Origin of the sequence: Helicobacter pullorum NCTC 12824 (assembly GCF_017979475.1) — a bacterium.
GTDB classification, from domain to species: domain Bacteria; phylum Campylobacterota; class Campylobacteria; order Campylobacterales; family Helicobacteraceae; genus Helicobacter_D; species Helicobacter_D pullorum.
The window spans coordinates 1-11330 of record NZ_JAERIT010000018.1 but is presented as its reverse complement, the minus strand read 5'-3'; the positions used below and the strand labels follow the sequence as shown (position 1 = coordinate 11330).

At 29.2% G+C, this 11330-nt stretch carries 14 protein-coding genes and 1 pseudogene; 4 read left to right on the top strand and 11 right to left on the bottom strand.

What is annotated here, in order from left to right:
- Positions 1-377: 377 nt before the first annotated feature.
- Entirely contained in the window at positions 378-851 is a 474-nt protein-coding gene (locus JJQ98_RS08625; RefSeq protein ID WP_054198766.1) for a Panacea domain-containing protein, read from the top strand.
- On the top strand, positions 851-1108 hold the full coding sequence (locus JJQ98_RS08620) for a hypothetical protein (RefSeq protein WP_054198767.1): 258 nt from the start codon (positions 851-853) through the stop codon (positions 1106-1108). Before JJQ98_RS08625 ends, JJQ98_RS08620 begins: the two co-directional genes overlap by 1 nt.
- Before the next feature lie 71 nt (positions 1109-1179).
- Here the strand turns inward: JJQ98_RS08620 and JJQ98_RS08615 are convergent, their stop codons facing one another.
- The 4 genes from JJQ98_RS08615 to JJQ98_RS08600 all read right to left on the bottom strand — a co-directional run bounded on the left by JJQ98_RS08615 (position 1180) and on the right by JJQ98_RS08600 (position 3996).
- Positions 1180-1461: a HigA family addiction module antitoxin gene (locus JJQ98_RS08615; protein ID WP_151105325.1), complete on the bottom strand. Its 282-nt coding sequence runs from the start codon at positions 1459-1461 to the stop codon at positions 1180-1182.
- 9 nt (positions 1462-1470) lie between these two features.
- Positions 1471-1749: a type II toxin-antitoxin system RelE/ParE family toxin gene (locus JJQ98_RS08610; protein WP_151105324.1), complete on the bottom strand. Its 279-nt coding sequence runs from the start codon at positions 1747-1749 to the stop codon at positions 1471-1473.
- Between the two features lie 426 nt (positions 1750-2175).
- On the bottom strand, positions 2176-2847 hold the full coding sequence (locus JJQ98_RS08605) for a hypothetical protein (RefSeq protein ID WP_151105323.1): 672 nt from the start codon (positions 2845-2847) through the stop codon (positions 2176-2178).
- Between the two features lie 117 nt (positions 2848-2964).
- On the bottom strand, positions 2965-3996 hold the full coding sequence (locus JJQ98_RS08600) for a hypothetical protein (RefSeq protein ID WP_151105322.1): 1032 nt from the start codon (positions 3994-3996) through the stop codon (positions 2965-2967).
- Positions 3997-4122: 126 nt separating this feature from the next.
- Between JJQ98_RS08600 and JJQ98_RS08595 the strand changes: the two genes are divergently transcribed.
- Both JJQ98_RS08595 and JJQ98_RS08590 read left to right on the top strand, forming a co-directional pair.
- The gene (locus JJQ98_RS08595; RefSeq protein WP_210670817.1) at positions 4123-4380 is read left to right on the top strand and encodes a hypothetical protein; all 258 of its coding nucleotides are present in this window, start codon (positions 4123-4125) and stop codon (positions 4378-4380) included.
- Positions 4381-5276: 896 nt separating this feature from the next.
- Positions 5277-5751 (top strand): annotated as a pseudogene (locus JJQ98_RS08590) (hypothetical protein); the annotation flags it as partial.
- Between the two features lie 904 nt (positions 5752-6655).
- Here JJQ98_RS08590 and JJQ98_RS08585 read toward each other — a convergent pair.
- From JJQ98_RS08585 to JJQ98_RS08555, 7 genes are all read right to left on the bottom strand, one after another.
- Positions 6656-7216: a Panacea domain-containing protein gene (locus JJQ98_RS08585; RefSeq protein WP_151105320.1), complete on the bottom strand. Its 561-nt coding sequence runs from the start codon at positions 7214-7216 to the stop codon at positions 6656-6658.
- A 540-nt stretch (positions 7217-7756) separates the two neighbouring features.
- Positions 7757-8632, bottom strand: coding sequence for a nucleotidyl transferase AbiEii/AbiGii toxin family protein (locus JJQ98_RS08580; protein ID WP_054198808.1), 876 nt, complete (start codon positions 8630-8632; stop codon positions 7757-7759).
- Positions 8625-9170 carry a type IV toxin-antitoxin system AbiEi family antitoxin gene (gene abiEi, locus JJQ98_RS08575; protein ID WP_054198807.1) on the bottom strand — a complete coding sequence of 182 codons (546 nt, stop codon included), beginning with the start codon at positions 9168-9170 and terminating at the stop codon, positions 8625-8627. Before abiEi ends, JJQ98_RS08580 begins: the two co-directional genes overlap by 8 nt.
- A gap of 266 nt (positions 9171-9436) precedes the next feature.
- On the bottom strand, positions 9437-10126 hold the full coding sequence (locus tag JJQ98_RS08570; RefSeq protein ID WP_054198806.1) for a hypothetical protein: 690 nt from the start codon (positions 10124-10126) through the stop codon (positions 9437-9439).
- Entirely contained in the window at positions 10123-10365 is a 243-nt protein-coding gene (locus JJQ98_RS08565) for a hypothetical protein (RefSeq protein WP_054198805.1), read from the bottom strand. Before JJQ98_RS08565 ends, JJQ98_RS08570 begins: the two co-directional genes overlap by 4 nt.
- A 419-nt stretch (positions 10366-10784) precedes the next feature.
- Complete coding sequence (locus tag JJQ98_RS08560; protein WP_155462912.1) at positions 10785-10925, bottom strand: hypothetical protein; 141 nt, start codon at positions 10923-10925, stop codon at positions 10785-10787.
- Positions 10926-10928: 3 nt separating this feature from the next.
- On the bottom strand, positions 10929-11156 hold the full coding sequence (locus tag JJQ98_RS08555; RefSeq protein ID WP_054198803.1) for a ribbon-helix-helix domain-containing protein: 228 nt from the start codon (positions 11154-11156) through the stop codon (positions 10929-10931).
- Positions 11157-11330 lie beyond the last annotated feature (174 nt).

Sequence of the window (11330 nt, the reverse complement as noted above, 5' to 3'; positions counted from 1 at the left end):
TTAAATCGAGACACGCTTCGATTTGTTTCAAGGAAAACCCTAATCTATTTCTTAAAAAGAAATTAAAAATAACATTAAGAGGCTTTAAAGCCCCTAGCTTTAGCTATTGGGATATAAAGCTTGTTTGGTAATTATTCTTACAAATATTTTTTAAAAATTTCCAACTATTTCCTTTTTGGAAAAAGTTCTAACCCCTTTCACTTCCCACCAAAGTAGGATTTATCTAAGGTTGTCATTTTTTGATGACTGGGATTAAAGTAGATTTTAACATTTTTTAATTTCGTTAAGTATAACCAATATTACATATAATTCTAATAAAATTTTAAGTCCAAAGTAGATATATTAATTCCAAAAATAATTGAGTTAGGTAAGCAAAAATGACAACACTAAAAGCTTATGAAGTCTCTTTATATTTTCTTTTTAGAGCTAGAGAGTTAGAAGCAGGAGACACAATTTCAAATTTAAAAATGCAAAAGTTGCTCTATTATGCACAAGGTCATTTCTTAGCTACATATCAAATACCTTTATTTAATGAGAAAATACAAGCTTGGAAATATGGACCAGTAGTAAAAGAAGTATATGATAGATTTAAGATTTATGGAAATTTAGCGATTGATTTTAAAGAATTAGACAATTTTGATAGCTCTATTTATACGCAAGAACATTTAGATACATTACCATTTGTGTTTAATCGCTATAACATTTCAGCAAAAGAGCTAGTAGATAAAACACATAGTGAAGCACCTTGGAAAGAAGTTTATTCTGAATATACAACCAATGAAATCACGCAAGATAAAATTAAAGAATTTTTTATAGAAGAATTTAAAAAAGAGGTGGAAAGCTACATATAATGAGTGGTTTTGTAGGGTTAAATGAGCTTTTTATAAAACTTCAATTGAAATTTGAATTCAAGTTATCAGAACTAGAAAAAACACATATCACAAGACTTCTTTATCCATTAAGTAACAAAAATAGATTAACACTTAGCAAAGAAGATTTCACAAAAGCTTTAGAGCCTATGCATTTAGAAACAAATACTAGATATACAGAAGCAATAAAACAATTTTTAATAAACTATTTAGAAAAAAATATACAAGATATGATTTAATAGGGCTAAAAAAATCAAAAGATATTTAGAGATAGTTTAAAAAATTCTAAGGTCGTCATTTTAACGACCTACTAAGCAATTTCCAAGTAGCTTTTAATTTTGTCTATTTTTTCAGTGTTTGTTTTACTTAAATCATAGGCATTTTGTGCATTTAACCAAAATTCAGGCGTGGTATCAAAGAATTTGGCTAATCTTAAAGCCATATCCACACTAACTGCTCTTTTGCCATTGATTAGTTCATTGATAGTGCGGAAGCTAACGCCTAGATATTCTGCTAATTTTGTTTGTGTGATTCCTAAATCTTTTAAAAAAAGTTCGTTTAGGATTTCTCCTGCGTGTGTTTTTACTCTCATAGCCTCTCCTTAGTGATAATCTAGGATTGAAACTTCATAGGCATTGGTATCAAATTTAAAGATAATGCAATACTTGGCATTAATGCGTATGCTATAAAATCCTTGCAAATTTCCACTTAACTTTTCTAAATGATTGCTAGGTGGGGCTTTTAAGTCTTTTATATTTGTTGCATAGCTTAAAGCATCCAGCTTTAATAAAGCTATCTTTTGAATCTCTTGTGGGAATACTTTAGACTTCCCGCTATGATAAAAAGATTCTGTTTCTTTATCTTTAAAACTAAGTATCAATGCCATTCCTTAAATTTTAATAGAATGATATAACGCATAAGGTTATAATATATTTAAAAACTTACTTTTTCATTCTTGCTAGATTATTTTGCTAAAAAAGCACACGATTTTATTGTTTTGATATATTTATAGTTAAGAGAGCTTTATAATGAGGGATTTAGCTTAAAGGAAATAGCGTATTTTTGAATGTTTCAAAGGTGGCAATGGGACATAGGCTAGAATATTGGGGTTACTTGATGAGTAAAAAACATTGGAGGTGCAATAAAGAATATTCCAAAAGAGAAAATAAAATAAGAAGCATTGAATAAGTAATAATCATAAATGGGTTTTATCTTGCTTTTTTACTTTTACTTTAAAAGGTTTTGCCATAGCTTTAATGGCTTTTGCTAAATTATTATTTGCTTTTTGATAATTAAAGTCATTGATTTATCGATTGATTTGCCCTATCCAACGAATCACATTGCCCTTAGAATCTATTTCTACTTCTAGGTCTTTGTATTTGTTGTAGAATCTAGGGGATAAGATTTCATCAAAGTATTTTGTGCCTTTAGGAGTTCTTGCTACCAAGATATTATATTCACTCCAATATTTTGGTGTATCCCAAGGAGCTTTTATTATTTCATTATAGTTATCATCGTATTTTTTTAAAAATCTTTCTTTGTAAAAGAAATTGTCCCTAAAATAAATCCAAGCTTGGTATTTGTCCTCTTTGTAATAAGAGAGATTGGTGGGATAGTCTATCTTATCTCTATCATCATCCCAATCACAAAGAAAATCAATATATCCTGCTAAGAATAATTGCCCTATAATATTAATGTATTCACTGATATAAGTAGGCTTTGGAGAATCTAGCCTAGAATCTGGTATCTCCCAAAAAAGCTTATCACACTCAAATTTATTCCCATAGCGATACGAATCACAATAATAGCACAATCCGCTAAGCTCAAAAAAATCTAAAATATCCACTTTTGTAATATTTGGATTTGTAAGAAATATTTCAAGCTTAGTTTGATGTTTCTTTACTGCATTGCTTATTTCATAGTTTGGTAGTATCTCTACGCTATTTCTTTTGAATTCCTTAAATACTTTATATACCATTGCTACCCCTATTTATCTATGTGAATTCTAATGTTTGTTTTTGGATTTCTGCTGTTTATCTCTATTGTCTCTCCACCTGTTTTAGAATCCACCCTATAATTTATTCAAGTTCTCTACTCAAAGATTTTGCTTTATCTTTGCTTCCTCCCCTCCCCTACTATCCACCCTTCTTGTATCCACAATCATACTTGCTAATCTCCCTATAAGTTTAGGGCGAGATTCTCTAATGCTTAATTTGTTGTTTATATTGCCATTATTATCATTGCTTTGATTCATAGCTCTTTTCTTGCTTTCTTTAAAATCAGCTTCTATCATTCCTTTGTCTTTTCTTTCTTGTTTTGCATTGATTCCTAAATACAATGCTTTAAGGTTGTTATTCCCTATAATCTCTAAATCTTTTAAAAAATCTCTATGTTTAGAGGAATTTATCTTATCATTTTGTAGATAAGTATTAAAATCTCCTTGTGCTAAATTATCTAAATAGTCCATTGCTCTATGGTAAGCTTCTATGGCTAGTGGAATATCCTCATCACTTTTATTATTACTTGCTTGTTCCATTTTTTTATATTCATTATACAATGCCTCTTTGGATTTAAAGTATTTTATATTATCTTGCAAAAACACAAACAATTCTTTTTGTATTGTATATACAAAATCCCCATTCAACATTCTCATATAAAAACCTTCAGCTTCCAAATCTTTGCACAAAGATTCTAATGTATCATAATGATAACTTAAAAATGGTGAGTTTATATGTTTGATTGGTGCAGGAAGATAACGATTTATATGCTTTGTATGATTATCAAAAGCCAATGGGATAATAAAGCCTTGTTTGTTTCCCTGCTCTCTAGTTAGCCTAGTTTCTAAGATAGAAGCGTATTCATGAGGAACAAAAAAGGATTCAAGAGGTAAAGAAAGTATGGCTTGTGGGACATTAGAATCAAAAAATGATTGAGCAGTATCTAAAACTTGAGATTGCAAAGGAGATAAAATTTGTTTGAAATCTCTAAAAAAATGTATCCCCAATACACTTCCTATACCAAGCAAACTTATATCTCTTAAATTTTTTAGCACTTGGCGTCTATTAAAATCCATATCAAAATGTGCGATTGAATAAGTATGCATAAAACTATTGATAGATTTTTTCATTTGCATTCTCCCTAAATATTAAGCGTATAATATATAATAAGAATTTGCTTTTATCAAGATAAAATATTTCAGAACTTTATGCATGATGATACAATAGCACTAATCACCTTTTATTCAATCAAAAAAATGTTAGAATCTTTAAGCAATAAAGATATTAAAGAAGCAATGAATAATTATAGCGAGACTTTAAAAGATAATACCAAAATATACAGCAAAGATTTAATAGATACTCTTTTTGCATATCCTTATACAAAAATAGAATCTTTAGAAAAAACTTTACAAATTACTCGCCAAACTTCCTCAAAATATCTTAAAATTTGTGAAGAATTAAAATTACTAGAATGCGTTAATGTTCAAAAAAAAAGAAATATTATATCAATGTAAAGCTTTTTGAGATTTTGAGTAAAGAACTGTTATGTTAAAATTTTTGAGTTTTTTTAACATAAGTCTTTACTAATGTTAAAATTTTTTGATTTTTTTAACATTGGATTTTATTGTTTTGCTTTTATTGCAATAGAGTTGTAAAACTAGGATTTTATGATTCAATTCGCATAATTTTATTATACATTGGGCGGTGAAGGTTACTTCCTAGTGAAGTAGCTACCTTCACTAGGTTGAATCTACCTTCATTGAAAGGAGATTTGACACATAATGATTAAAATCATTGTTATTCTAATAGCAATTAGCTTAATATTAACTACCCCTTAAAGCAAAAAGCTCTAGGGGCGATTTTATCATTAAATTGCTTTAAAGGGATATAAAATGTCTTTAAAGATTGAAATTAGTGGATTTGATAAAGATTTTTTACCTGTTTTTGAGAGTTTGGCTAAAAATTTAAAGCAACTTATCGCTTGATAGAGTTTGAAACTCCAAAGGAACAAAAAGAAAGCTCCATGAAAAAAGCTTTAGAAAAATTAGAAAATGGGGAAATATGAAACTTTTAAAACTTTGATGAATATAAAAGACTATGCGTGAAATGTGAAATTAGAGTTTTAAAAGAGTATAGAAAAAATTATAAAAAGCAAGATAATAAACTTATTCTAACTTGCATTAATGTGGGTTCTCACAGTGAGATATTTTAAAATTTCCTTTTTTCATTTTCATTTACGCTTCAAAGCTAATTCTTCTATCAAATCTCTAAAATAATATAAATTACTCTGAATGTGATTTATATTATTTTTATTAATGGAACAATCCCTATTACAAAATAAGTCTCTTTTCCTAAAATAATTCTCAACATTTTCTATGCTTCCGCCTTTAGAGACAATTTGATTGTATAAATTTTTGAATACAAAGACTTACTCATTAGAGGAGAAAAAACATCACTAAACACACTTAGTTTCTATATTTCAACTTTGGATGGAAAGATTTTGTAGAACCTGAAAATTTAGTATATAAGTAAGATAATCAGCTTTTATCTTTAGCAAATGAAGTAAGTTTTAGAAGTTTTATAACAAAAGTCAATAACTTTTATAATAACTTAGATAAATTTATATCTCAACAAAATGCACAAATCCAAAAATTAGAGCTAGAAATTACAGAGCTAAAAGTATTACAGGAGATAACACTCCAAAATACACAAGAAAAGATTATTTAGAAGCATTAAGGGAAGATAATGGGATTGTTATGGAAGAAATAGAAAAGATGAGTAAGCAAAAAGATTATAAAAGCTCTTTTGTGCCAAAATCTGCAAAGATCTTAGAAGAATTAAATAAACAAAGTAAAACTATAAAAGAAAATGAAATTGACTATTGATAATTGCTTAAAGTTTTTATTAACATTTTTATATTATAATTTTTCTATAAAAGTTTTGGCAGTAACCTTAAATATACTCGATAGCATTTATGGCAACCCCTCAACTATATGAACCGCACGATATAAAAATGTCTAAGCGGTTCAATTCTTCTTAAAGTTTTAAAATGTTAAAAAAAGTAGCAATATTAGTAGATGGTGATTTTTTTATAAGACGCCATAAATACTGCTTCAAATTAATCATAAACAAAGATTACGATCCAACACCTCAAAACTTGGCAATAGCATTACAAAGACATTGTTTAAGGCATATTGATAGAAACAAGGAAGGATTATATCATATCTTTTTTAGGACTTTTGAGATTGTCCGATACTAGCAAATTATTACAAACCATCACATCCATCAAAGCAAAACACAAAGGAATATTCAAGCAGAGTGTGCCAAAAATGGAAAAAATGAAGATTTTGAAATAGGAGAATTAAAATTTAATTCTTTATCTCAAAATAAAAAGATACAGGGTAATTTTACAATATTTGGGAATGATTTTTACTTTAGCATTTATGAAAAGAAATTAAAAGAATAAAACAGAGTCATTGCCTTGTCTGTTATCGCCTTGCGTTAAACGCAATGTGTTCGGTCAACACTCTGCTTTATTTTAAGTTTTATTATTCTAACACAATAAGCTTAAAAATTAATTAATTTTATCTCTTGTTCATTATTCCTAACACTTGTCTATCGCAAGATATTATCGGTTCTTCGCTCTCCCTGCTGTAGCCAATTGAGTGCATTGAATGAAATGCAAATAGAACAAAAAATCAGACAATATAATAAAGTGTTAAATAAATCTTGTTATTCGCAAAAGCATCATTAATAGCCTCTATGAGAAGTTCTTGTGGCATTTTCAAACTAAAATTTTCCTAGATAAAAATCCTTTGACATTTCCACAATATCTTGCGGTATTTCTTGATATGGATCATCTTTTATTTTAGAATCTAAAAAGAAATCTATGATATTCATTTTTTGCCTCTTAAGACCACCAGCTAACAATTGCTTCATTTTTTTCCATTCGGGATATTGGTGTGAGATTTCTGCAAGTTTAAAAGTTTCAATATTTCCAAAGTGTTTGAGAGCAAAATCCATTGCCTCTTCATTAGTTTTGGATAGCATTTCTAAAGATTTTTCTTTGTTAGTAATGTAATACTTGTTATCAGATATGCCAATGTAGTTAAAAAAGTATTCTTGTTCCTCATCACTCTCAAAATTTTGACTTAGAATATCCTTTACATTAGAAGCTACTGCTCCGTGCTTCATTGCATAATAGGTATCGTGAGATATACTCCTGCCATATTTTCTTAAATGATACCTATCAGAGAAAAAGACAAGCTTTAAAAGACTGACTTTATCATAAGGTTTTTTTCCATTTTTGATAATATAATAAAGCATTTGAATAATATTTTTTGTATCCATAATTTTTTCACTCCAAACTCATTGTATGGTTTCTAACTCTTATTTACTTAATTGCTTGCAAAATTCCATTGAAGTTACACTAAAGAGAGATAGTGACTTCTTTATCTCCCCTGCCCTTTTTAACCTTATTTAGGCACAAATCTCAATTGCTTTAGCAGTTGGGCTGAATGCCAACGAGCATAAGCTGAATAACTATTTATGAACAAAAAAAGCCGAACCAAGTTAGATGACTAACAAGGCTCGGCAAAATCCGAACTAAAGGCGTTTCTATGAAAAAGAAACAGAAACGTTTTAGAGAATTATACCTAAAATTTAAAATATTCTACATAGAGTTTGAATTTAGATTGTGAATTTGTGTGGTGAAGTTAGATTCCTTAGTGAATTGCGACTTCACTAAGGGAAATTTCTTCTCCAAAAGGAGGTGAAATAATGTATTGCTTTGTAATTATAGCATTAATTTGCTTAATTGCAACTCCTGCATTTAGCAGGAGTTAGCTAAAGGCTAGGTATCCTAGCCCAAGCTTAGTAATACTTCCCCCTTTACCATCGCAGATATTTCATATTTTCTTGCTCTTTTAGCAATTCTAAAACATTCTCTCCATTTTCTAAAACTCCATTAATTGCTTCCTCAAAAAAATCAAACTTCTTGCATTTTTCAAACAAAACAGGTTTCACAAACCTACTCATCTCATTAATGAAACCATTATTGTGTGTTTCTTTGTTTTCTTGTAGTTCTTCTAATTTTTGAGCAAGTTTTATAGGAAAATCAGAAGCACGGTAATCAAATATTTTATTATTAATCCAATCAAGATTAATTGGGGTATTTTTATCTAAAAGCCACTTAATATCCCAAATATCCCTATACTTGATATATTTACTGCATCCTAAAGCTAAGATTTTATCAGCTAATATTTCTTCTAAACTTTCAGTTCTAATCATTAAGTCATCACTATTTTTTAGAGAATAATGATTAATGATATTCATCACTTTATTATCATAACTTGGAACATCACAAATTTTTATATTGATTTTAGCTTTTCTATTGGAAATTGGCAAAAATACTTTTGCAGTCCATTTTTTCACAAAATTTTCATTTTCTTTGGGATATGATAATTCTGCCTCTAAATTGTATTTGGCTCTCATTGTATCAACAAAAATCTTTTCAAACTCTTTAAATAAAACTCTATCAAAATCAACTCCGCCATCTCTTAATACAAAATCTAAATCTTCTGAATGTCTGCTATTGTTATAACAAAGCCTCAAAGAAGTTCCGCCTTGAAACACTATATCATTGGCTATATCTGATTGGCTCAAAGATTGCAAAATATCATAATGCAAAATTTCCTTAATGACTGCATCTTTAGTGTTGCCTAGCTCTAAAGCATAGGAAACTGCGATATTTTCTAAATCACTCATTATTTTTCCTCCATTGTTCTTCTAACAAATCAATACTTCTCCTATGCTTATAGGAATCTTTTATGGCTCTATCTACACTTGCTTCAAAGATTCCTCTATTTTCATTATAGAAAATTCCACTATCTTTATTAAAAAACTCTCTTTTAGAGGTTTTGACAAATTCAATAATGCCATAAGCAGTATGGAATGTTTGACTTCTGGAAGAAGAAATAAAAATTAAACGATTAGGGATTTGCGAAATTAGTCCATTTTCACTCAAAACACTTTCCAAGCTAAGATAGAATGTCTCTTTAGGTCTAATTTTAGTTGCAACATATTCCAAAAAATTTGGAGGAATATGGCGACTTCTTTTGTTAAAATATAGTCCATTGCAAAGCTTGATAATTAAGCCATTTTTGACTTGTCTATTCAATCCAACAGAAAAGACATTTTTGCTTTCATTGGGAAAAAATAGTCTTAGCTGTTTAGCACTCAAAACAGAGATTTTGAATTTTTCATCGATTTCATCAAGAACTTTCAATAATTGTTTGTTTGTCATAATAACTATCCATTTTTTTAACAAAATAATTAAAATTATGACATACTTTTCTCCTTTCTTTTTTTAATACTCACATTGTAAATACCTCGTTTTTATTTGTATTTCATTTTCTCTCCTCATTTAAAAACTGCGGTATAATTCTCTGTCCATTTGGCAAGATGGATAAAAATGAATGCGTTGAAATCCATTATGGACTTCTTAATCAAGATTTTGGTAAGCTCCATTCTCTTCAGAGAGTGGAGCTTTTTGGCTATTTGGCTTATATTTCATCGCATAGTTCTTGTATTAGTATGATTATTCTCTTCCTCTTTCAACTCTCTTTCTTTGTTTTCTTTATTCATCTCAAGCAATAATTCTTCTTTAGATTGAATAACAGAAATCATAGAATCAGTATTGCGTGATTCTTGATTTCTGCTATTCTCTTGTGCTTGAGATTTGAGAAGAGAGAGTTTAGAAGTGGAAGGAATGTTGTTAGATTGTGGTATAATTTCAGTAGCAGATATTGAAGGTGCTTTATTGCACTTAGGTAAATCGAATGATTTACTAGCGTAATGGTTTGACCTTGTGGGTGCTGCTTTTGCAGATGACGCCTCCACCAATATCTGCCCTTCTTTTTTAAATTTGGCTAGTTTGGCAATACTTTTTTTATTGGCGTGATAAATTACATTTGTCCCACTATCATTTTTAATAACTATATCTCCCATTTTTTCGTTATCTAATTTTTTTAATGCTTTAAATATTCCAATATCTTTATTAGAGTGTGTAGCATCAACAATAATTTCAGGCTCATTTACCACCTTTTCAATCACTTCTTTTACTTCTTGTTTATCTCTAAACATTTCAGGGTGTCTTTCATAAAGCAGATTTAAATCTGCAATAGCTTGTTCTTCCCCCAAAAGCTCTACAAGGCTTTTACCAAGATTGAATAAGGCTAGTTCTCTTTCTTGCTCACTCATATTCCCCTCTCCTTGTCTTTAGAAGGATTCTTGTTTTGGAGTTTATTTTCAGTAAATTCTTTTAATTTTGCTTGAAAGTCTATGGGTGTTTTGGGTTGATTTTTGGATTCTAAATTCGATATAATATTCTCATTAGTAATTGATGAAATGTTCTTTTGAACCAGTCGCCCGTCAAGACTTTGGGCTTGAGTGTAGGGGGTGTGGGCGTCCCTACCATCAATTACTATATCTTTTTTCATTTGCGTGGAAAATTACATTTATTCCACTATCATTTCTGATTCCAATATCTCCCATCAATAGCCTATTTATATTTTGCTTGTTTGTATCTTGATATTCTCTACTTTTTTGAGTTATAATTATATCAGCAGGACGGAGAAAATTAAGGTCGTTAATCAAGTGGCGAGGCTGACCTTGCTCACCCACTCCTGTTTTTTAATCTCTCTTTGTCTTCTTTCTGTTTCAGAATAAATTGTCAATAATCTACTTACATTTTGCTTGTTTGTATTTTTATATTCTCTACTGCCATATGAATAGATTCTAAAGGGGATTCAAATGGCTGAATATTTATGTGAGATAAAAGCTTAAGACATAGTCGTTACATACTCTTCTGCCTCATAAAGACTTTTAAAGGAATTTACAATGGGTATTTGATGAGCTTCTAATACTCTTTAAGTTCATCCTCTTCCCCACTCCAAAAACCTTTCATAAGTCCTAAAAATGGAACATTTGCTAAGGAAACAACATCTATTTTGGATGTATTAATTTTTGGAAACAATGAAATATTAATGCTATTTGCCATTATTTACTCCTCCTTAAGTTCATTTAATTTATCGATTATAGCGAATTTTATAATCGCACTTCGTGTAAGTTCGTATTTCTTCGCATATCTATCTATTTTATCTGTTATATCTTTTGGTAGTCTAAACATTATTGATACCCCTTCATCTTTATTCCCCTTTTTTGGTCTCCCTGTCTTTTTTTTAGTATTTTGTGTAGGGTCTAAATTTTGTTCTTCAATATTATATTCCATCTTACATCCTTTTTATGAGTAAAATTTTATTATTATATTTTTTCCCTTATATAAATATTATTTTATATTTACTAAAAGCCAAAAGCTTTGGCGTTAGTTTAATAGAAAAAATAGGCTCTCTTTTTGCAAAGTGCCAAAAGTGGAAAAATTTTCCTGGAAAGAATTGTTTAAAAA